17 protein-coding genes are annotated in these 21,067 nt (G+C 46.8%); 15 read left to right on the top strand and 2 right to left on the bottom strand.

The genetic code is table 11. From position 1 onward, the window contains the following. The 9 genes from gyrB to SOW26_RS01500 all read left to right on the top strand — a co-directional run bounded on the left by gyrB (nt 1) and on the right by SOW26_RS01500 (nt 12,196). Nucleotides 1-1,932, top strand: a complete 1,932-nt coding sequence (gyrB, locus tag SOW26_RS01540) for a DNA topoisomerase (ATP-hydrolyzing) subunit B (RefSeq protein WP_154477158.1) — start codon at nt 1-3, stop codon at nt 1,930-1,932. Between the two features lie 14 nt (nt 1,933-1,946). Continuing rightward, on the top strand, nt 1,947-4,424 hold the full coding sequence (gene gyrA, locus SOW26_RS01535; RefSeq protein ID WP_276959918.1) for a DNA gyrase subunit A: 2,478 nt from the start codon (nt 1,947-1,949) through the stop codon (nt 4,422-4,424). 358 nt (nt 4,425-4,782) lie between these two features. Then, nucleotides 4,783-5,232 (top strand): DUF2975 domain-containing protein, encoded by a 450-nt coding sequence (locus tag SOW26_RS01530; RefSeq protein ID WP_154477167.1) that lies wholly within the window; start codon nt 4,783-4,785, stop codon nt 5,230-5,232. 11 nt (nt 5,233-5,243) lie between these two features. Then, nucleotides 5,244-5,534, top strand: a complete 291-nt coding sequence (locus tag SOW26_RS01525) for a helix-turn-helix domain-containing protein (protein ID WP_154477169.1) — start codon at nt 5,244-5,246, stop codon at nt 5,532-5,534. A gap of 22 nt (nt 5,535-5,556) precedes the next feature. After that, nucleotides 5,557-7,077, top strand: coding sequence for a DUF4153 domain-containing protein (locus SOW26_RS01520; RefSeq protein WP_154477170.1), 1,521 nt, complete (start codon nt 5,557-5,559; stop codon nt 7,075-7,077). A gap of 49 nt (nt 7,078-7,126) precedes the next feature. Next, the gene (locus SOW26_RS01515; protein ID WP_154477172.1) at nt 7,127-7,969 is read left to right on the top strand and encodes a fumarate hydratase; all 843 of its coding nucleotides are present in this window, start codon (nt 7,127-7,129) and stop codon (nt 7,967-7,969) included. Between the two features lie 3 nt (nt 7,970-7,972). Further along, on the top strand, nt 7,973-8,521 hold the full coding sequence (locus tag SOW26_RS01510) for a Fe-S-containing hydro-lyase (protein ID WP_276959921.1): 549 nt from the start codon (nt 7,973-7,975) through the stop codon (nt 8,519-8,521). A 31-nt stretch (nt 8,522-8,552) separates the two neighbouring features. Further along, the gene (locus SOW26_RS01505; protein ID WP_276959922.1) at nt 8,553-9,272 is read left to right on the top strand and encodes a lysophospholipid acyltransferase family protein; all 720 of its coding nucleotides are present in this window, start codon (nt 8,553-8,555) and stop codon (nt 9,270-9,272) included. 377 nt (nt 9,273-9,649) lie between these two features. Continuing rightward, nucleotides 9,650-12,196, top strand: coding sequence for a cation-translocating P-type ATPase (locus SOW26_RS01500; RefSeq protein WP_320651753.1), 2,547 nt, complete (start codon nt 9,650-9,652; stop codon nt 12,194-12,196). A 169-nt stretch (nt 12,197-12,365) separates the two neighbouring features. Here the strand turns inward: SOW26_RS01500 and SOW26_RS01495 are convergent, their stop codons facing one another. Continuing rightward, nucleotides 12,366-13,340, bottom strand: coding sequence for a dipeptidase (locus SOW26_RS01495; protein ID WP_276959924.1), 975 nt, complete (start codon nt 13,338-13,340; stop codon nt 12,366-12,368). Between the two features lie 144 nt (nt 13,341-13,484). Then, complete coding sequence (locus SOW26_RS01490; RefSeq protein WP_154477179.1) at nt 13,485-14,720, bottom strand: DUF819 family protein; 1,236 nt, start codon at nt 14,718-14,720, stop codon at nt 13,485-13,487. A 249-nt stretch (nt 14,721-14,969) separates the two neighbouring features. Between SOW26_RS01490 and SOW26_RS01485 the strand changes: the two genes are divergently transcribed. The 6 genes from SOW26_RS01485 to SOW26_RS01460 all read left to right on the top strand — a co-directional run bounded on the left by SOW26_RS01485 (nt 14,970) and on the right by SOW26_RS01460 (nt 21,063). After that, nucleotides 14,970-15,776, top strand: a complete 807-nt coding sequence (locus tag SOW26_RS01485; RefSeq protein ID WP_320651752.1) for a CPBP family intramembrane glutamic endopeptidase — start codon at nt 14,970-14,972, stop codon at nt 15,774-15,776. 699 nt (nt 15,777-16,475) lie between these two features. Continuing rightward, complete coding sequence (locus SOW26_RS01480; protein ID WP_276959926.1) at nt 16,476-16,691, top strand: hypothetical protein; 216 nt, start codon at nt 16,476-16,478, stop codon at nt 16,689-16,691. 91 nt (nt 16,692-16,782) lie between these two features. Next, nucleotides 16,783-18,660 carry a glycosyl hydrolase family 18 protein gene (locus tag SOW26_RS01475; RefSeq protein WP_320651751.1) on the top strand — a complete coding sequence of 626 codons (1,878 nt, stop codon included), beginning with the start codon at nt 16,783-16,785 and terminating at the stop codon, nt 18,658-18,660. A gap of 208 nt (nt 18,661-18,868) precedes the next feature. Further along, the gene (locus SOW26_RS01470; protein ID WP_276959928.1) at nt 18,869-19,906 is read left to right on the top strand and encodes an L-threonylcarbamoyladenylate synthase; all 1,038 of its coding nucleotides are present in this window, start codon (nt 18,869-18,871) and stop codon (nt 19,904-19,906) included. A gap of 19 nt (nt 19,907-19,925) precedes the next feature. Further along, nucleotides 19,926-20,555 (top strand): uracil phosphoribosyltransferase, encoded by a 630-nt coding sequence (gene upp / locus SOW26_RS01465; RefSeq protein WP_154477189.1) that lies wholly within the window; start codon nt 19,926-19,928, stop codon nt 20,553-20,555. A 19-nt stretch (nt 20,556-20,574) separates the two neighbouring features. Then, a complete protein-coding gene (locus tag SOW26_RS01460) occupies nt 20,575-21,063 on the top strand; it encodes a deoxycytidylate deaminase (protein WP_154477191.1) in 489 nt (162 codons plus the stop codon). Nucleotides 21,064-21,067: the final 4 nt, after the last annotated feature.

Raw genomic sequence — 21,067 nt, 5'->3', positions numbered from 1 at the left:
ATGAGTACAGAAAAAGTACAGCATGAGTACGGTGCAGATGAAATTCAGATATTGGAGGGATTGGAAGCGGTAAGAAAGCGTCCCGGTATGTATATAGGGAGTACTTCCCTTAGAGGACTTCATCATCTGGTATATGAGATCGTAGACAATGCAGTGGATGAGGCTCTGGCAGGATTTTGCGATACAATTTTTGTCAGCATCAATCCGGACAACTCTATAACAGTCATAGATAACGGGCGTGGGATTCCTGTAGGGATCAATCAGAAGGCAGGACTTCCTGCCGTAGAGGTGGTATTTACCGTTCTTCATGCCGGAGGAAAATTTGGAGGAGGAGGATACAAGGTATCAGGAGGACTTCATGGAGTGGGAGCTTCTGTCGTAAATGCTCTTTCCAATTGGCTGGAGGTAGAAATATTCAGTGAAGGAAACATCTACAAACAGAGATATGAACGGGGAAAAGTCGTTCAGAAACTGACGGTAGTGGGAACCTGTGAAGCAGAAAAAACAGGAACAAAAGTAACCTTTTTACCGGACAATACCATTTTTGAAGAGACGGTATTTGACTATGATACATTAAAGCAGCGTTTCAGGGAAATGGCATTTTTGACAAAGGGATTAAAAATCATTCTCTGCGATGAAAGGCTGGAAGAAAAGAAAGAAAAAACATTCTATTATGAGGGCGGTATCAAGGAATTTGTAACCTACCTGAACAGGAGCAGGACGCCTCTGTACGAAAATGTGATCTACTGCGAGGGAGTGATCAACCATGTGTCTGTGGAAGTTGCCATGCAGCATAATGATGGCTATACAGATAATACCTATGGATTTGTAAACAATATTACGACTCCGGAAGGGGGAACCCATGTAGTAGGTTTCAGAAATGCGCTGACAAAGACCTTTAATGATTATGCCAGAAAAAATAAGCTGTTAAAAGAAAGCGAGCCGAATCTTTCGGGAGAGGATATCAGAGAAGGACTGACTGCTATTATCAGTGTCAAAATAGAAGATCCTCAGTTTGAGGGACAGACAAAGCAGAAATTGGGAAACAGTGAAGCAAGAGGAGCGGTAGACAACATCGTCAGCAAACAACTGGAAATCTATCTGGAACAGAATCCTTCCGTGGCAAAACTGACCATTGAAAAATCCGTAATGGCACAGCGGGCAAGGGAAGCAGCCAGAAAAGCCAGGGATCTTACCAGAAGAAAATCTGCGCTGGATGGGATGTCCCTTCCGGGAAAGCTGGCAGACTGTTCCGACAAAAATCCCGAAAACTGCGAAATTTACATTGTAGAGGGAGATTCGGCAGGAGGTTCTGCCAAAACGGCCAGGGACAGATCAAAACAGGCCATCCTTCCTTTGCGTGGAAAAATCCTGAATGTAGAGAAGGCCAGATTGGATAAGATCTATGGCAACGCGGAGATCAAGGCGATGATCACAGCATTTGGAACGGGAATCCATGATGACTTTGATATTTCCAAGCTGAGATATCATAAGATCATCATTATGACAGATGCGGATGTGGACGGAGCTCATATCAGCACTTTGCTTCTTACGTTCATGTATCGGTTTATGCCGGATCTGATCAAGGAAGGATATGTGTATCTGGCACAGCCTCCTCTTTATAAGCTGGAAAAAAACAAAAAGGTTTGGTACGCATACAACGATGAAGAACTGGATTCTATTTTAAGAGAAGTAGGACGTGACGGAAATAATAAGATCCAGAGGTATAAAGGTCTGGGAGAGATGGATGCAGATCAGTTGTGGGAAACCACCATGGATCCGGAAAACAGAGTCCTTTTGAGAGTAACGATGGATGAGGAAGCAACGTCGGAGCTGGATATCACCTTTACGACCCTGATGGGAGACAAGGTGGAGCCGAGACGTGAATTTATTGAAGAAAATGCTAAGTATGTGAAAAATCTTGATGTTTAACAGGAGAACAAAAAATGGAAGAAAATGTATTTGATAAAGTTCATGACATAGACTTAAAAAAGACGATGGAGACCTCCTATATTGATTATGCCATGAGCGTCATCGCATCCAGAGCCCTTCCGGATGTGAGGGATGGTCTGAAACCGGTTCAAAGAAGAATCTTGTATTCCATGATCGAACTGAATAATGGTCCGGATAAGCCCCATAGAAAATGCGCCCGTATCGTTGGAGATACTATGGGTAAATATCATCCCCATGGAGACAGTTCCATTTATGGAGCGCTGGTCAATATGGCGCAGGAATGGTCTACCAGATATCCTCTGGTGGACGGACATGGAAACTTTGGTTCTGTGGATGGAGACGGAGCAGCGGCCATGCGTTACACGGAGGCAAGGCTTAGCAAAATATCCATGGAACTGACGGCAGATATCAATAAAAATACGGTGGATTTTTCTCCTAACTTTGATGAGACGGAGAAAGAACCGGTGGTGCTTCCTGCAAGATTTCCCAATCTTCTGGTAAATGGAACATCCGGAATCGCAGTAGGAATGGCCACGAATATCCCTCCGCATAACCTTCAGGAAGTGATCGACGCAGTCGTAAGGATCATTGACAATCGTCTGGAGGATAAAGAAGAGACGACGGTAGAAGAAATCCTGGATATCATAAAAGGGCCGGACTTTCCTACGGGAGGAACTATCCTTGGAAAGAGAGGGATTGAAGAGGCCTACAGAACCGGAAGAGGAAAAATAAGGGTTCGCGCCGTTACCAATATCGAGACCATGGCAAACGGGAAAAGCCGTATCATCGTGACGGAACTTCCCTATATGGTAAACAAGGCAAGACTGATCGAAAAAATGGCAGAGCTTGTTCGGGATAAAAAAATCGACGGAATCACGGATCTAAGCGACCAGTCCAGTCGTGAGGGAATGCGAATCGTTATCGAATTAAGAAGAGACGCCAATGCAAATGTGATCCTGAACCAGTTGTATAAGCATACCCAGTTGCAGGATACCTTTGGAGTAATCATGCTGGCGCTGGTAAATAACGAACCCAAGGTTATGAACATTCTGGAGATGCTGCACCATTATCTTCGTCATCAGGAGGAAGTTGTTACCAGAAGAACCAAATATGAGCTGAATAAGGCAGAAGAAAGGGCGCACATTTTACAGGGACTGCTGATCGCTCTGGACCATATCGACGAAGTAATCAAGATCATCAGAGGATCCAAAAATGTGCAGATCGCAAAGCAGGAATTGATGGAAAAATTCCAACTGTCAGAAATACAGGCACAGGCGATCCTGGATATGCGTTTTCGTGCGTTGACCGGTCTGGAAAGAGAAAAGCTGGAAAAAGAATACGAAGATCTGATGAAGCTGATCGGAGAGTTGAAGGCGATCCTGGGGGATGAAAAACTTCTTCTTGCCGTGATCAAAAAAGAGATTCTGGTGATCCGTGACAAATATGGAGACGGAAGAAGAACGGATATCGGATTCGATGAGTTTGATATCTCTATGGAGGATCTGATCCCAAGAGAAGACGTAGTCATCACCATGACAAAAAGAGGATATATCAAAAGAATGTCCACGGACAACTTTAAATCCCAAAACAGAGGCGGTCGTGGTATTAAGGGAATGCAGACTATCGAAGAAGATTATGTGGAAGAGCTGTTTATGACAAACACGCACCATTATATTATGTTCTTTACCAACAAAGGGCGGGTGTACCGACTGAAGGGATATGAGATCCCGGAATCCGGAAGAACATCCAGAGGAACTGCCATCATCAATCTTTTGCAGCTGATGCCGGAAGAACAGATCAGTGCCGTGATCCCCATTGAAGAGTACAGGGATGGAGAATACCTTTTCATGGCAACGAAAAAGGGACTTGTAAAAAAGACCTCTATCAAGGAATACGCAAATGTCAGAAAGACGGGGCTTGCGGCCATTACACTCCGGGAAGAGGATGAGCTGATCGAAGTAAAGTATACAGATAACAACAGCGATATTTTCCTGATCACACAGTATGGACAATGTATCCGGTTTGATGAAAAGGATGTTCGTTCCACAGGAAGAACCTCCATGGGTGTTAGGGGAATGAACCTGGCTGACGGAGATGAGGTGATCGGCATGCAGTTGGATTCTCAGGGAGAGCAGCTTTTGATCGTTTCTGAAAAGGGAATGGGAAAAAGAACTTCTATCGACGAGTTTACCGCACAAAACAGAGGCGGGAAGGGTGTCCGCTGCTATAAGATCACAGGAAAAACGGGAAATGTAGTAGGCTTTAAATCCGTCAATGAAGATGATGAAATTATGATCATCAATACAGACGGGATCATCATCAAGATGAGATGCGAAGGGATTTCTGTTCTTGGTCGGGTTACGTCAGGCGTGAAGCTGATCAATCTTCCTGAGGGAGGAATGGTTGCAAGTATAGCAAAGGTAAGAAAAGACGACTCAGAGGAAGAAGCGGAAGAAATGACAGAAAAATAAATAAAAACAGGGCCGGGCAGAAGCATCTGTCTGGCTCTGTTTGTTCTAAAGAAAATAACATATGATGTTACCTTGGCAAAATCAAGAGGGCAGGGATTGACGACAGACAGACCTGTTACTGGTTACAATAATTTAAAGCTGCCAATAACAATTCAGCTCCATGGAGGGTGGTATGCAGGGGGCCTTTTTGAAAATATTGATTAACAAGAAGATAAGATTTAAAAACAATAAAAAAATATTGATAAACAATAAAAATTATGATATGGTAAGGAAAAATAAAAGGAAGGCATCGTCATAAGTGATGAAAACCCTTCTACAAATTTTAGAAAAAAGAATGAATGGAAAAGGGAGAAACAGGATGGATAAAAAGCTTGCAACATTTACAAAATATTTGCTGGATTTTATGCTGATTTCCGGAATCGGGATCGTTGCCACACTTCCATTTAGTTTTCGCTTTCTGGGGGAAAGGTATATCAGGCCGATACAGAAGGAATATCTGCTTTATCTGATCGTTTTTGGAATTGCGGGAATTTTTGGGATTCTGATCGTGTATGAATTGAGAAAAATGATAAAGTCTGTCCTGGCTGAACATTGCTTTGTAAGGGCAAACGTAAAAAGCTTAAATGCTATGGCGGCATACAGCATGGGGATTTTCGGATTGTTTCTTGTAAAACTGCTTTGGGTCCCCACCTGGGCTACAGCCATCATCCTGCTGGTATTTTTTATTGCAGCCGTCTTTAGCAGAGTGCTGTCACAGGTTTTTCTACAGGCCATTTTGTACAAAGAAGAAACAGATTTTACGATATAGGAGGTTCTGCAATGGGAATCAGAGTTCGATTGGATGTAGTAATGGCACGGAAAAAAGTGGGAGTATCTGAGTTGGCGGAACGTATTGATATTACAACTGCAAATTTGTCCATCCTGAAAAATGAAAAGGCGAAGGCGATCCGTTTCTCTACGCTGGAAGCAATCTGCCGGGAACTGGACTGTCAGCCGGGAGATCTGTTGGAATACTGCCGGGAAGAGACAGATAGGGAAAAGCAGAAGGAAAAAGACAGGGAAATACAGGCAGAACGTAGTAAACCGGAAACCATAAGCCAAAAATCATAACCTGAAAGGAGGAAGATCTCGGATGAGGAAAACCGAGATCGAGGAAATGATGGAACAGACAAGAACGGAATATATGAAAGAAAAATTTGCTTTTTTTGGAGGGATGAGCCTTCTGTATGGACTGCTGTATACCCTGTTTTTTTATCAGAGTAAAATGGGGATCAACAACATTTTATGGGTTCTTTCTATCATAGTCATAGGATCATTTCTACTGAAAAAAACAGGAATACCAAAAAAGAAACGAACAAATATCTATTTAGCCGGAATGATTCTTTTGGGAATTTCTTCCGCACTGACGACATCCATGTTTTTCTATGTGTGTAATACTATCGGAATATTGTGTTTGTATATCCTGTTTATGATACACCAGTTCTATGACAAAAAAGTGGGAGGCAGTCTGACTTATGTAAAGGGCTTTTTTGTAATAGCAGGAAATATGTTTCTTTCTACATTCAAGCCTTATTCCCATACCATAGCGTATTTTTCAGGGAATACGACTGCAAGAAAGAAAAAATGGACGGCAGGCCTGATAGGAGTCCTTTTGGGGATCGGGATCCTGGCTGTTATTCTTCCGTTTCTTTTGAACTCAGATGCAGTCTTTTCACAGATGGTAGGACGTCTGTTAAAGTATGTAAATATCTGGGACGGAATCCAGATCGTATTTTCTGTCCTGTTTGGCTTTCATATCTGTTATACGTTTTTCTTCAGTCTGTGTAAAAACAGTGAGATCCGGGGGAAAGAGGCCCATCGAAAAAAAGGGAATCCTGTCATTGGGATCACCTCTCTTACCGTAATAGGCATCATCTATCTTCTGTATGTAGCCATTCAGATCACGTATCTGTTTTTGGGGATCGAGAAGGGGCTTCCTCAGGGAATGACCTATGCACAATATGCAAGAGGCGGATTTTGGGAGCTTTTGTTTGTAAGTACCGTCAACCTGTTTCTTGTGATCATCTGGTCCCGCTTTTTTGAAAAGCATAAAGTGCTGTCCGTTCTTCTTGCCCTGATTTCCGGGTGTACATTTGTTATGATCCTGTCGGCAGGCTACCGGATGCTGCTGTATATCCAGGTATATCATCTGACATTTTTGAGACTGTTTGTGATGTGGTTTTTGGTAGTTCTTGCGCTTATCATGGGGGGAGTGACCATAAAGATCTTTCGGGAAAAATTTCCGGTATTCCTTTATACGACGGCGGTGGTCAGCGTCTGCTATCTCCTGTTTTCCTTTTCCAGACCGGATGAGATCGCGGCAAAATACCTGGTAGCGCAGGAAAAGCAACTGAAAGAAGAAGATGTTTACTATCTTTTGCGAAGACCTTCTCTGGACGGAGCAGAGGTTCTGACACAGTTGGATTATGAGAGGTACAGTGACAGAGTGAAGATGGATGTGTTCCGCTACTTCTCCAACATTTCAGAAAAAAACAAGGAGATGGACATCAGAAGTACGAATTATATGCGAAACCGGACAGTGAAAGCGGCAAATGCCTTTTTGGAAGAACACCGGGACTGGAAAAACCTTACGGAACCCTATTTAGATTTTTAGGGAACCTGTGATATACTGAGGAAGAATAAAAGAAACGGGAGATTCGGGTATGAGAAGGCTGCAGGTAGAAGAGATTACAAGGCACATTAAGGAAATGTGCATCGAGGTCAATTATTCTTTATCCAAGGATATGGAAGATGCTCTGAAAAGGGCAAAGGAAGAGGAAACAAGCCCTTTAGGGAAACAGGTTCTGGAACAGCTACAGGAAAATCTGGAGGTGGCAAAAAAAGAACAGATTCCCATCTGCCAGGATACGGGAATGGCTGTTGTTTTCCTGGAAATCGGGCAGGAGGTGTTTCTGGAAGGCGGGGATCTGAAGGAAGCGGTCCACGAGGGAGTCCGACAGGGATATCAGGAAGGATTTTTGAGAAAATCGGTGGTAAGAGATCCCATCATCCGGGAAAATACCAAAGACAATACACCCGCTGTTCTTCATATAGATATCGTAAAGGGGGATGGGATCCGGCTCAAAGTAGCTCCCAAGGGATTTGGCAGTGAGAATATGAGTAAGGTATGTATGTTGAAGCCTTCCGATGGAAAAGAGGGGATCCGCCAGGCGATCCTGACGGCTGTGAAGGAAGCAGGTCCGAACGCCTGTCCGCCGATCGTGGTAGGAGTGGGAGTGGGAGGAACCTTTGAAAAGTGCGCTTGCATGGCAAAGGAGGCTTTGCTTCGGGAAACGGGGAAGGCTTCTCCTATCCCCTGGGTAAAACAGATGGAGGAGGAAGTGCTGGAGGAAATCAATCGACTGGGAATCGGACCGGCAGGACTGGGAGGAAAAAAGACGGCGTTGGCTGTACATATAGAAACCTATCCTACCCATATAGCAGGACTTCCGGTAGGGATCAACATTTGCTGCCATGTAAACAGACATTGTACAAGGGAGATATAGACGGTGAAAAAGAACATACAGATGCCGATTTCACAGGAAACGGCAAAAACGCTGAAGGCAGGAGATTATGTATCTCTAAGCGGAATCCTTTATACAGCCAGGGACGCTGCCCATAAAAGACTTTACGAGACTCTGGAGAGCCATGGAGAGCTTCCTTTGGATATCAGGGGACAGACCATTTATTATATGGGGCCTTCACCGGCCAGAGAGGGAAGGGTCATTGGATCTGCAGGTCCCACAACGTCAAGCCGGATGGATGCATATACGCCCAGACTGATGGAAGAAGGGCTGATAGGGATGATCGGGAAGGGAAAAAGAAGCCGGGAAGTTCTGGATGCCATCATAAAACACCAGGGAGTATATCTGGCTGCGGTAGGAGGCGCCGGCGCACTTCTGTCAAAATGTATTGTGGAATCGGAAGTGATCGCATATGAGGATCTGGGAACAGAGGCGATCCGAAAGCTGCGGGTAGAAGCGTTTCCCGCCATTGTGGTGGCGGACTGCCGGGGGGGAAATCTATACGAAATGACCGGACATCCGGAACAGATGTGAAGGATCGACAAAGGATGAGAGGATTTTAAAGATGAAGAGAATCTTATACATGGTACTGCGGAATATTTTCCTGATCCCGTACCTGTGGATAAAGCTGTGCTATTATGCGGGGCATGTGGAAAAATATACGGAAGAAGAACGATACCGTCTGCTGCGCTATATTACCTATCGGGCGAACAAAGGGGGAAATGTGCGGGTGGAAAGCTATGGAACAGAGCATCTGCCAAAAGAGGGAGGGTTCATGTTTTTCCCCAATCATCAGGGCCTATATGATGTTTTGGCCATCACGCAGGTCTGTGAGATTCCTTTTTCGGTGGTCGCGAAAAAGGAGGTTGCCAACGTTCCCTTCTTAAAACAGGTATTTGCCTGCATGAAAGCATATATGCTGGACAGAGAGGATGTTCGACAGGCCATGAAAGTGATCCTGGAAGTTTCCAAGGAAGTAAAAAACGGAAGAAACTACCTGATCTTCCCGGAGGGGACCAGATCAAAAGAGGGAAACAAGGTGCAGGAATTTAAGGGGGGAAGCTTTAAGGCTGCAACCAAGGCAGGCTGTCCCATCGTTCCGGTTGCCCTGATCGATGCCTTCGTCCCCTTTGACAGAAATACCATTCGCCAGACAACGGTACAGGTTCATTTTCTTCCGCCTCTGTATCCGGAGGAATACGAGGGAATGAGTACCAATGAGCTTGCACGGGAGGTGAGGGAAAGGATCGTAAAGACCATTGAAGCCCATAAGAAAGAGGAATAAGGGGAAAAAGAATTTCTTGACAGAAGGAAAAAAGTCCTGTAATATAGGGTTTCGATAAAAGGGAGTAACTGGCGCCGATTTTTGGCGTTTGCGATGTCGTCAATACGATGGAACCCATCCGGTATCGCGATGAAATGGTGAGACTTTTGTTGTATGGTTCATACAGCAGGAGTCTTTTTTTGTTTCGCAGGAAATTCCTTCAAATTTTCATTAGAGTTTTCATTCGAAAAGCTCTTGAGTGGACATTTAAAAAGCACTGTTGTAAAAAGCCTCTGACAGGTGCTTTTAAAAAGTAGGATCGCAGGATAAGAGGCTGTTGTCAAAACGAAGTAGTTGTGTAAAAACAGGCGGTATCACAAAGAAAGGAAGAAACAGATATGCTGACGAGTGAACAGGCAAAGCGTCATCAGGAAACGTATGGATTTAACGAACTGACGGAGGGAAAAAAGAAAAGCACCTTTGTTTTATTTCTGGAGCAGTTCAAGGACTTTTTGGTCATTATTTTGATCTTGGCGGCGATCATATCAGGATTTTTGGGAGATATGGAAAGTGCGGCTGTTATTTTTGTCGTTATTACCATCAATGCCATTTTGGGAACGGTACAGACCATTAAAGCGGAGCAGTCCCTGAATAGTCTGAAGCAGTTGTCGGCGCCGGAAGCGAAGGTGCGAAGAGACGGGCATTTGATGCAGATTCCATCCAGAGAGGTTACCATCGGGGATGAAGTGATCGTGGAGGCGGGAGATATGGTCCCTGCTGACGGGAAGCTTCTTACCTGCGCCAGTCTGAAGGTGGATGAAAGCGCCCTGACGGGAGAGAGCCTTTCGGTAGAAAAATCCCTGGACGAGGTGGAAGAGGGAGCCGCACTGGGAGACCAGACAAACCGAGTGTTTTCAGGGGGACTGGTTACCTATGGAAGAGCTTCTTTTGAAGTGACAGCCATTGGGATGCAGACAGAAGTAGGGAAGATCGCAGGCCTTTTGGAAAGCACCAAGGAAAAAAGAACGCCTCTTCAGATGAGTCTGGACGATTTTGGAAGAAAACTTTCCATTGCCATCCTGGTTTTTTGCGGTCTTTTGTTTGGGGTCATGGTCGTTCGGGGCGGAAGACCAATGGATGCGTTTCTCTTTGCGGTAGCGCTGGCAGTGGCAGCCATTCCGGAGGCATTAAGCTCTATTGTTACCATCGTCCTCTCCTTTGGAACACAAAAAATGGCGAAGGAGCATGCCATCATCCGGAAGCTTCAGGCGGTAGAGGGTCTTGGAAGTGTATCTATCATCTGTTCGGATAAAACAGGAACCCTGACACAAAATAAAATGACGGTAGAAGACTACTACGTGAATGAAATCAGAATCCCGGCAGAGAAGATTTCCATAGAAGAGGAGAATCAGAAGAAACTGCTGTGGTACAGCATGCTGTGCAATGATTCCTCCAACCGGAACGGAAAAGAGATCGGAGACCCGACAGAGACAGCGCTGATCAATCTGGGGGATCGGCTGGGAGTTCCGGCCGCCAGGATCCGGCAGCAATTTCCAAGGCTGTCAGAGATTCCCTTTGACAGCGACAGAAAGCTGATGTCCGTCTCTCACAGGGAGGACGAGAAAGTAGTAATGGTGGTAAAGGGAGCCGTGGACGTCCTGCTTCACAGAGCCGTTTCTATACAGGTGGGGACGGATATCCGGTCCTTGACAGAAGAGGACAAACAGAAGATCGAAACCCAGAATGAAGAATTTTCTAAAAACGGGTTGAGAGTACTGGCTTTTGCCTATAAGACTCTGAACGAGGAGAAAGACCTGACGCTGCAGGATGAGGCGGAACTGACCTTCCTGGGGCTGATCTCTATGATGGATCCGCCGAGAGAGGAATCTAAACAGGCAGTAGAAGAATGTATCCGTGCAGGGATCAAGCCTATTATGATCACAGGAGATCATAAGGTAACGGCAGCGGCCATTGCAAAGAGGATCGGGATCCTGAAAGAAGAGTCGGAAGCCTGTGAGGGAGCCGTCATTGAAACGATGACGGATGAAGAACTACAGGAATTTGTGGAAGGGATCTCCGTCTATGCCAGGGTGTCTCCGGAGCACAAGATTCGTATCGTAAGGGCATGGCAGGAAAAAGGAAATATTGTATCCATGACGGGAGACGGCGTCAACGATGCGCCGGCGCTGAAGCAGGCCAATATCGGAGTGGCCATGGGGATCACCGGAAGCGAGGTCTCCAAGGATGCAGCGGCTATGGTGCTGACAGATGACAATTTTGCTACGATAGTCAAGGCGATTGAAAACGGACGGAACATTTACCGAAATATCAAACAGTCTATTCAATTTTTACTTTCGGGCAACTTTGGGGCGATTTTGGCAGTGCTGTATGCCTCTGTCGCCAACCTTCCGGTTCCTTTTGCACCGGTACACCTGCTGTTTATCAACCTTTTGACAGACAGCCTGCCTGCCATTGCGCTGGGGCTGGAGCCGCACACCAGTGAAGTGATGCAGGAGAAGCCAAGACCGGTTGGCCAGTCTATCTTAAACGGGGCGTATTTGAGAAGGATCGGAACAGAGGGTCTGATCATAGGAGGAGCTACCGTAGCCGCCTTTTTGCTGGGACTGCGGGAGGGAGGAAGTCTGTTGGGAAGTACCATGGCCTTTGGAACGCTGTGTATGAGCCGACTGGCCCACGGATTTAACTGCAAATCAGAAAAGCCGGTACTGTTTACCAAGATGTTTTTTAACAATCTGTTTTTGATCGGGGCCTTCTTGTTAGGTACCGCGTTGATCACCGCCGTGCTGTTATTACCGGTGCTACAGCCGATTTTTAAGGTACAGACGCTGACGCCCGGCCAGTTGGGGATTGTTTATGGATGTGCGCTGGGAAGCTTCCTGGGAATCCAGGTATTAAAGGGAATCAAAAGAATCTTTGTAAAATAGATCGCATCTTTTCAGGGGAGGCATTTCTGTGATGATTGCCGGAGCAGTAAGATTGCCGGGACGACAGAAAAGGCTTCCGCCGCGAAACAGGAAAAAAGAAAACTTATAGGACAAAAAGAGAGTATTTCTTCCGGTTTTTTGCCGGAGGGAATACTCTCTTTTGACAGGATCAACCAATGACCTCTTCGATGACCCGATGCCAGTTTTTATAAGCGATTTTTTCTATTTCGTCCGGATGGAATCCGATCCGCCGCATTTCCTCGATCACGCCGGGAACCTGGGAGGCATCCTCCAGTCCGATGGTATAGGGAGTGGACTGGCTGCTGAAGGAACTGAGGGTATCTCCGCAAAGAAATTCTGCAAAGTCAAAGCCAAAGCCTACATGGTCGATTCCCATGACCTCCACCATATGATCCAGATGCTTCACGAGATTTTCCAACGTCTGCTGACTTTCGATGTCATGGACAAATTCGTTGAAGGAATTTAGTCCGACGACACCGCCTGTTTTTGCCAGCTCTTTTAACTGCGCATCGGTCAGGTTACGTTTCTGATCGCACAGCGCGCGGCAATTTGAGTGCGAGGCTACAACAGGGCCGTTTGCCACTCCTAAAAGATCCCAGAAGGAGGCATCGTTCAGGTGAGAGACATCCAGAAGCATTCCCAGATCCTGGATTTTCTTTACAGCCTGCCTCCCCACGTCTGTCAGACCTCTTTTAGGATCGCCCTTGATTCCCGTGGCAAGGGGATTGGCCTCGTTCCAGGTCAGGCCGGCATGGCGGGCGCCAAACTGATAAAATTCCTCAATGAGAGCCAGGTCTTCCCCGATACTTTTCAAGCCTTCCAGTCCGATCAGGGTGTACATTCGCCCCTCTTTTTTTGCCGTCTGGATATCCCGATAGGATCGTGCGATCGTCAGGATATCCGCACACAGGGGTTCTTCTTGTGCGATGGCTTCCATCATCTGCCGGGTGCGTTTCAGAGGGTCTTTGTCAAAAGGCGGGTCGTTCCAGATAACGAAGATTCCCCCTTCGATGTCTCCCTTTTTCAGTCGTTCATAATGGTATTTGCGAAAAATGTCAGATTCCCCCCTCAGGTAATGGTGGGTCACATCTGTCCAGATATCGCAGTGTGCATCAAAATTCATAAGAAACTCCTTTCTGTCCGGGTGACTTGTCCTGCTTATGCAAAATAGCAGAGCCTTATAAAATCCCTGCAAATTACGATACAAAAACAGGAACGGAAAAAGGCTCCGTCCCTGTCTGAACTTTTTCTAACTGAGCCGCAGCTTTTAGAGTCCTAAAATGCTTCCGACGATCAATCCAAAATAGGTTCCCAGAACATATCCCAACGTTCCCACCAGCACGATGGGGCCGATCAGATCGGTCCATCCTTTTGAAACAGCCATAGCGGCAGCCGTAGTCGGACCTCCGATGTTGGCGTTAGATGCCAGTATGATATCCTCCAGGTTGAATTTCAACAGTTTTCCTGCAACGAAGCTAAACAGCATATTTACAAACACGACGATCGCGGCAAACACCAGAAGCAGCGGTGAATTCTTTACGATCATAACGATGGAAGCGGGAACACCGATCACGAAGAAGAAAATATAGATGAGGAAAGTTCCCAACTCGTTCGTTCCCTTGATCTCTCCAAAGAAACCAGGCGCAAACGTAGCGCAGCACATGGCGATGGTAGTGATCCACAGATACTTGTTGCCCATCAGAGTATTCAGGATTCCCAAAAAGGCGTTGCCTGTAGGAATGATGCTTGCAAAGATGGTAGCGATAATGTCGGACAGGGTAACGATGGTGAATGCGGTGGCAGCACCAAGCGCGATGTCCTTCAGGGAGATTTCCTTCCGTCCCCAGAATGCGGCAGCATTCGTCTGATTTTTATCAGCGTGGGCGCTGGAAGCCTCTACAGCGTCTACATAAGGATGCTTGAAGTGCTTCCGGAAAAATCCGATGGAAGGAATGGCGATCAGCGCAAAGAAGTAAAGCGCCATCAACAGGTTGTCTGCAACGGTAGCGGCAGAGATCATCTCTCCGGATACGTCGAAGGCAGCGCCAAGTGCGGCAAAGTTTACCGTTCCGCCGATATAGGTCCCGGTGAATACGCCGGCAAGTCCTGCCAGTTCAGGAATGAACTTGTGAAGCGCTGCATAAGCAAGAAGAGCGCCGCAGGCAGTTCCAACAGATCCAAAAAGGAAAATGATCAGGATGCGTCCTGCTTCTTTTCCGATCTTGCGCATGTCACACTGCAGCAGCAAAAGCGGGATGGCGAGAGGAACCACAAAGCCCCATACATTATCCCAGGTTGGCGCATCCATAGGAATGATACCAAAGTTAGAAAGAACGATTGCAAGAACAAGAGCGATGATGGCACCGGTCAGTTTCGCCGCCCATTCATACTTTTGTTCCAGGTAGATGGCAATGGCCGCTCCCAAAACGCAGATCGTCCAAAGCATCCAAGTGTTTTCCGCTCCTACCAGCGGGTTGTTCAGATCGAAAATATGTCCCCACATACTCTCTTGGCCTCCTTTCAGAAACAAAACATATTGTAAAATAAATTGTGAAATAAATCTCACTTAAGTATATAGAGATTTGTAATAAAAGTCAATAATCTACCGGAAGCAATATCACAAAATGTGCAATATGCACATCAAAATCAGATATTTCAGAGAGGTAAACTTTCTTTATATCGGAGCGTCTTAACAAAAATTTTATACGGTGTGTGGTAGGATAAACAGCAAATGAGAAAGAAGGAGAAGAATATGCAAAAACAATCGGATATCAAATGCAACTGGAAATTTCAACTGGCTTTGTCGGTAGCCATCTTTGCTATCTTTAGTATTTATGTTCCTGCTCTGGGAGCCCTGGGATTAGATCTGACAAACGGAACGTTATTGTCGGAAGGGAGCAGACTGTTTGTCAGTGTGGCTTTGGCGACTGTCTGCGGATGTTTGATCCGGGAAGAGCTGGAAAAAAAGAACCCCTTACATCTTTCCGGCCGGACAAAGATACTACTGGGGCTGTTGGGGGCAGTCTTCCTAATAGTGGCGTTTCAGATAGGGATGTTTTTTAACTGGATGGATGTGCTCCAACTGGATCCGGTCTCAATCCTGAAGTGTTTTTTCATAGCAGTGGCAGCAGCGGTATTTGAGGAGCTTTTGGTGCGGGGGCTGATCCTGTCGGCGCTGGAAAAAGCTTTTCAAAACAGCAGACACCGGCTACTGTTGGCAGGACTGATTTCTGCCTTGATATTCGGAGCGCTGCATTACTATAACTTGTTTCAAAACGCATCTTTGGGAGAAATAAATCAACAGGTGTTCTATGCGGCGGCGCTGGGTGTGATGTTCGCTGCGTTTCGGATCTGCTTTCAGAATCTGTGGCTGCCGATCCTCATTCATTTTGCCATAGATTTTCAACCGTTCATCGGAGAAGGCGGAGGGGGAGGAGGGCAAAGCCCCTGGACATTTCTGCTTTTGCTATTTGTCCCGCTGGCACTGATGGCAGCCGTCACACTTTTTAGTGCAGAAAGGGACGCAGGTATCTGCCGGAAAGAAGAGGAAAAAGAATAGAGAAAAGAGGAGAGAACGAGACTGTCCCGGCAAAAAGACCTGCCGGGACAGTCCTTTCCTTTTTTATGGAAAATTCGGGCCTCTGTGGTCTATACGATAAAAATATTTTGCGCAGGCCGCGCTGCGGCGCTATAAAGCTATGTGATGAAAGCGACTGGCTGCAAGGAGAAACTTTCATATCGCAGAAGGCGTTTACCTGACTCGACGGTCGGGAAAAAGAGACAGAGAGAAACAGACAGAGAAAAATAGAGAAAAATATTTTAAAATTTCAGGAGAGGGCTTGCGAAAGAAAAAAGAATCTCGTATAATGTCCCCACTGGAGAATGGATTTTGATAGCTGTGTTTTACGTAAAGGAGGACAGTTTCTATCATTTTTACCAATCGTCTGAATTCTAAGATCAGACCGAATCAAATCAAGCGTTGCAGATACCTGCAGCCGTAACGCCGATTCAGGCAATTTTTCAAAAAGTACGAAACAGAATCTGCAAAATCAAACAGTGACGGGAAGTCGGATGTCAGAGGAAACCTTGTCCGTAGGATTTTTGTGGAAAAAAAGAAAAAAGAGAAAAAAGACCGTGAATTTCTTCAGTAGGAGCAGCTGCGACTCAGGAAATCTCCCGGGTGGGCACTGTGTCACAGCACCTTCGATGCCGCCGCGGGACACAGCAGCCACGGCTATCGACGGCAAAAGGAGGAAAAATGGAAAGGGAGGTGCAGATGCGGCATATGTTTGAAGAGCTGACGGGATATGAGTCCAGGGATATAAAGCTGAAAATGGACGGATATCCGGCAAGCCCCATGCAGATCGTCCAGGCGCATATGCTAAGAGAAGAGACTGTCTATATGAGAGACTACATTTTGGACGAAAGGGGCAATGTGAAAGAGCTGTGCTTTCATCGTGTAACAAATAAATAAGAAACTTACCCCGCAAACGTGAAAATGTCGAAATAATTAATGACGTGGATCAGAGCTTTTGCTATAATGGAGTCCGAGTAGGAGGTGCAGTATGGATCAAAAAGAAAGAAGACCCCGCACAGCTTCGGGACGGACGACGGCAGAAAGAAGAGTCCAGCGAACCGGAAGGCCCCAGGGAGACGACGGCAGGAAGCAGTCTTCCAGAAGGAACCAGAAACGAAGAAGACGGAGAAGACTGAGGATTTATGCATTTCTTCTGGTGGTTTTGGCGGTTTTGGGACTGCTGGCGGCGGTACTTTGGAAACGCTACAGCCCCACGAAAGAAAAATATGATTTGAAAGCATACTATGGGATTCAAAGTGAGGAGCAGGTGGCAGTTACAATGGACAACCAGGTCGTTGAGCCAAATGCCAAAGTCTGGGACGGAAAGGTCTACCTGCAGTACGAGACTGTCAGAGACTATGTAAACAGCAGATTTTACTTTGATCAGGGAAATAACACCTTGCTGTATACCCTTCCAAAAGATATCGTTTCCGTGGAAGTAGGAAGTAAGGAATATACCATATCCAAGGAAAAAAAGAGCGAAGATTACGTCATTTTAAGAACAGAGGGAAGCACAGCTTATGTTGCGCTGGAGTTTGTCCAGCAATATACCAATATGGACTATGAGGTATACGATAACCCCAGCCGTGTGGCGGTAGTGACCAAGTGGGGAAAAAAGACGGTGGCTTCTGTCAAGAAAGACACGCAGGTACGCTATCAGGCAGGAGTGAAGAGTCCGATCCTGACGTCGGTGAAAAAACAGGACGAAGTGACGGTCATAGAGACGGAGGGAAGCTGGAAAAAAGTGAGGACGAAGGACGGGTTTATCGGTTATGTCAAAACCTCCGCACTGCGGGCGCCGGAAGAAAAGACGGTGTCCAGAAAGTTTGAAGAGCCTGAATTTACCAGCATTTCCAAGGACTATACCATTAATATGGCATGGCACAACGTGACGAACCAGGATGCCAACAGCGGAGTCCTGCAGATGATCGCAAAAAGCAAGGGACTGAATACCATTTCGCCTACCTGGTTCCATGTTTCGGATACATCGGGAAACATAAACTCCATTGCATCGACGGAATATGTCGGCTATGCGCACCAGGCAGACGTAGAGGTGTGGGCGGCAGTAAGAGATTTTGACGGAGGGATCAATTCCTATGAGGAATCCCTTCAACTGCTGAAGAGCACAGAAAGCAGGGCGACACTGATCAACCAGCTGATCTCTGAGTCCCTTCGCGTAGGAGTGGACGGGATCAATGTGGATTTTGAGAAGATCTCGGAAGAGTGTGGAGAGCACTTTATCCAATTTGTAAGAGAGCTGTCTGTCCGCTGCAGGCAGAACGGTCTGATCCTTTCGGTAGACAACTATGTACCCAAGACCTTTAATACCTATTACAACCGGAAAGAGCAGGGGATCGTGGCAGACTATGTGGTCATCATGGGATATGACGAGCACTATGCAGGATCTCCCGAAGCCGGATCGGTTGCGTCATACAACTTCGTAAAAGAAGGGATCGAGGAGACGCTGAAGGAAGGTGTTCCGGCCAACAAGATCATTAGTGGGATGCCGTTTTTTACCCGCTTGTGGAAAGAGACGGCCAAGACCAAGGAAGAGCTGGCAAGCCAGAAGGGAACGGAAGCGGCAGAATATACGATGAACGTGACCAGCGAAGCTTTAGGCATGGACAGCGCTCAGGCAGTGGTGGATCAGTCAGGAGCAGAGGTTACCTGGGATGAAACAGCCAAGCAGGATTATGCCACCTGGAGCGACGGAACCACCACATATAAGATCTGGCTGGAGAACGACAAATCTATCGAACCCAGACTGCAGCTGATGAAAGACAATAAGCTGGCAGGGACCGCCGCATGGGCACTGGGACAAGAAAGTGAAAGTATCTGGAACCTGATCTTCAAATATGTAAATTAAAAACAGAGATGCCCTGGAACTGCAGACCACATGGTTGGCAGACGGGGCATCTTTTTTGCGGAAACAACCGGACAAAACGACAGAAAAACATTTTTTCAGCCATAAAACCTTGTAAAACAGAGGGTTTTTGCAGGTGAGCCGGATTTTCCGGGCAAGGAAACTTGTAGGACGAAATAGAGTATAGTATAATGAAAAAATGAAAACAAAAATGAAACGATTAGAAACGTTGGAAACAGATAATTCCATATTGCAGGAAGCCGGACGGATCCTAAGAGAGGGCGGACTGGTAGCGTTTCCTACAGAAACGGTATACGGACTGGGGGCAGACGCCCTTAATGAGAAGGCGGCGGAAAAGATCTATGCGGCGAAGGGAAGACCTTCCGACAATCCGCTGATCGTCCATATTGCAGAGAAGGAGGCTCTTGACCGGATCGCAAAGGAAATTTCTGCGGAGGCGACAAAGGTGATAGAAAAATATTGGCCGGGTCCTCTGACACTGATCTTTGAAAAGACAGATGCCGTTCCGGAGGGAACGACGGGAGGACTGGATACGGTGGCTGTCAGGATGCCGTCCCATGCACTCGCAAGAGCGCTGATCCGGGAAGGGGGCGGCTATGTGGCTGCGCCCAGTGCCAACACCTCCGGAAGGCCGAGTCCCACCAGTGCGGAGCATGTCCGGGAGGATCTCTGGGGCAAGGTGGATCTGATCATAGACGGAGGAGAGACGGAGATCGGAATTGAATCGACCATTCTGGATGTGAGTGTAACGCCTCCGGTGATTTTGCGCCCGGGAGCCATTACAAAAGAAATGCTGGAAGAAGTAGTGGGCAGGGTGGAGATGGATGAAACTCTTTTTTCCGGAGACAGCAAGGAACCGCCCAAAGCTCCGGGAATGAAGTATCGCCACTACGCACCGAAGGCAGAGATGACAGTCATCGACGGAGAGATCCAAGACGTCATAGAAGAGATCAACCGGAGAGCAGAGGAAGATCTCAGACAGGGAAAACGGGTGGGGATCATTGCGACAGAAGAATCCTGCCTGCAGTACCGGAAAGGATCGGTAAAAAGCATCGGTCTGAGGACGGAGGAGGCAACCGTAGCCAACGGTCTGTACCGGATCCTGCGGGAGTTTGATGCAGAGGGGACAGACTGCATCTACAGCGAGGCGTTTGGTTCGGAGGGAATTGGGAATGCTATTATGAACCGGCTCTTAAAAGCGGCCGGCCATCATATAATAAAATTATAAGAAAGAGAGAGGAAAAACTATGTCAAACGTTTATGTAATGGACCATCCATTGATTCAGCACAAGATAAGCTATATCAGAAGAGAGGACACGGGATCCAAAGATTTCAGACAGATGATCGGGGAAGTGGCGGCGCTGATGTGCTATGAAGCGACGAGAGATCTGAAGCTTCAGGATGTTAAGATAAAGACACCAATCTGTGAGATGATCGGAAAAGAGCTGAGCGGGAAAAAGATGGCGGTGGTTCCGATTCTGAGAGCAGGGATCGGGATGGTGGATGGAATCCTGAACATGATACCGGCGGCAAAGGTAGGACATATCGGTCTGTATCGTGACCCGGAAACCTTCGAGCCGGTAGAGTACTACTGCAAGCTTCCGGCAGACTGCGGCGAGAGAGACGTGTTTGTGGTAGATCCTATGCTGGCAACGGGGGGCTCCTGTGTGGCAGCCATCCAGATGCTGAAGGATAAAGGCGTGAAAAACATTCGGTTCATGTGTATCATAGCAGCGCCGGAAGGAGTCGAAAGACTTCAGAAAGAGCATCCGGACGTGGATGTATATGTAGGGGCTTTGGATGAATATCTGAATGAGCACAAGTACATTGTTCCGGGACTGGGAGACGCAGGAGATCGTATTTTCGGAACCAAATAGACAGGAAGAGGAAGTGCGTATGGGAAATAAGAGAAGCGATTATATAAGTTGGGATGAATATTTTATGGGAGTGGCAAAGCTTTCGGGTATGCGTTCCAAAGATCCGAGCACGCAGGTGGGCTGCTGCATCGTAAGCCAGGACAACAAGATCCTTTCCATGGGATACAACGGGTTGCCCAGGGGATGCTCCGACGATACGTTTCCCTGGAGCAGAGAGGGAGAGGACCCGCTGGAAACAAAGTATGTATACACGGTACACAGCGAATTAAACGCCATCTTAAATTACAGGGGAGGGAGTCTGGAAGGGGCAAAGCTGTATGTATCCTTATTCCCCTGCAACGAATGCGCCAAAGCCATTATACAAAGCGGGATCAAGGAAGTAATCTACGCAGAGAACAAATATGAAGATACTCCGGCAGTACAGGCCTCTATGCGGATGTTCAACGCAGCGGGGGTATCCTATCATCCATATCAGGCAACAGAAAGGGAAATCTGTATCAGGCTGTAAAAGG

Source organism: Suipraeoptans intestinalis (genome assembly GCF_034091795.1).
GTDB classification, from domain to species: Bacteria; Bacillota; Clostridia; order Lachnospirales; family Lachnospiraceae; genus Suipraeoptans; species Suipraeoptans intestinalis.
The sequence above is the reverse complement of the archived record's forward strand: the minus strand, read 5'-3'. Positions and strand labels throughout refer to the sequence as shown.

Excerpts from the sequence above, each read along its gene's own strand:
- gyrB (WP_154477158.1), top strand. The coding sequence starts at position 1 with ATGAGTACAGAAAAAGTACAGCATGAGTACGGTGCAGATGAAATTCAG.
- gyrA (WP_276959918.1), top strand. The coding sequence starts at position 1,947 with ATGGAAGAAAATGTATTTGATAAAGTTCATGACATAGACTTAAAAAAG.
- SOW26_RS01530 (WP_154477167.1), top strand. The coding sequence starts at position 4,783 with ATGGATAAAAAGCTTGCAACATTTACAAAATATTTGCTGGATTTTATG.
- SOW26_RS01525 (WP_154477169.1), top strand. The coding sequence starts at position 5,244 with ATGGGAATCAGAGTTCGATTGGATGTAGTAATGGCACGGAAAAAAGTG.
- SOW26_RS01520 (WP_154477170.1), top strand. The coding sequence starts at position 5,557 with ATGAGGAAAACCGAGATCGAGGAAATGATGGAACAGACAAGAACGGAA.
- SOW26_RS01515 (WP_154477172.1), top strand. The coding sequence starts at position 7,127 with ATGAGAAGGCTGCAGGTAGAAGAGATTACAAGGCACATTAAGGAAATG.
- SOW26_RS01505 (WP_276959922.1), top strand. The coding sequence starts at position 8,553 with ATGAAGAGAATCTTATACATGGTACTGCGGAATATTTTCCTGATCCCG.
- SOW26_RS01500 (WP_320651753.1), top strand. The coding sequence starts at position 9,650 with ATGCTGACGAGTGAACAGGCAAAGCGTCATCAGGAAACGTATGGATTT.
- SOW26_RS01495 (WP_276959924.1), bottom strand. The coding sequence starts at position 13,340 with ATGAATTTTGATGCACACTGCGATATCTGGACAGATGTGACCCACCAT.
- SOW26_RS01490 (WP_154477179.1), bottom strand. The coding sequence starts at position 14,720 with ATGTGGGGACATATTTTCGATCTGAACAACCCGCTGGTAGGAGCGGAA.
- SOW26_RS01485 (WP_320651752.1), top strand. The coding sequence starts at position 14,970 with ATGCAAAAACAATCGGATATCAAATGCAACTGGAAATTTCAACTGGCT.
- SOW26_RS01480 (WP_276959926.1), top strand. The coding sequence starts at position 16,476 with ATGGAAAGGGAGGTGCAGATGCGGCATATGTTTGAAGAGCTGACGGGA.
- SOW26_RS01475 (WP_320651751.1), top strand. The coding sequence starts at position 16,783 with ATGGATCAAAAAGAAAGAAGACCCCGCACAGCTTCGGGACGGACGACG.
- SOW26_RS01470 (WP_276959928.1), top strand. The coding sequence starts at position 18,869 with ATGAAACGATTAGAAACGTTGGAAACAGATAATTCCATATTGCAGGAA.
- upp (WP_154477189.1), top strand. The coding sequence starts at position 19,926 with ATGTCAAACGTTTATGTAATGGACCATCCATTGATTCAGCACAAGATA.
- SOW26_RS01460 (WP_154477191.1), top strand. The coding sequence starts at position 20,575 with ATGGGAAATAAGAGAAGCGATTATATAAGTTGGGATGAATATTTTATG.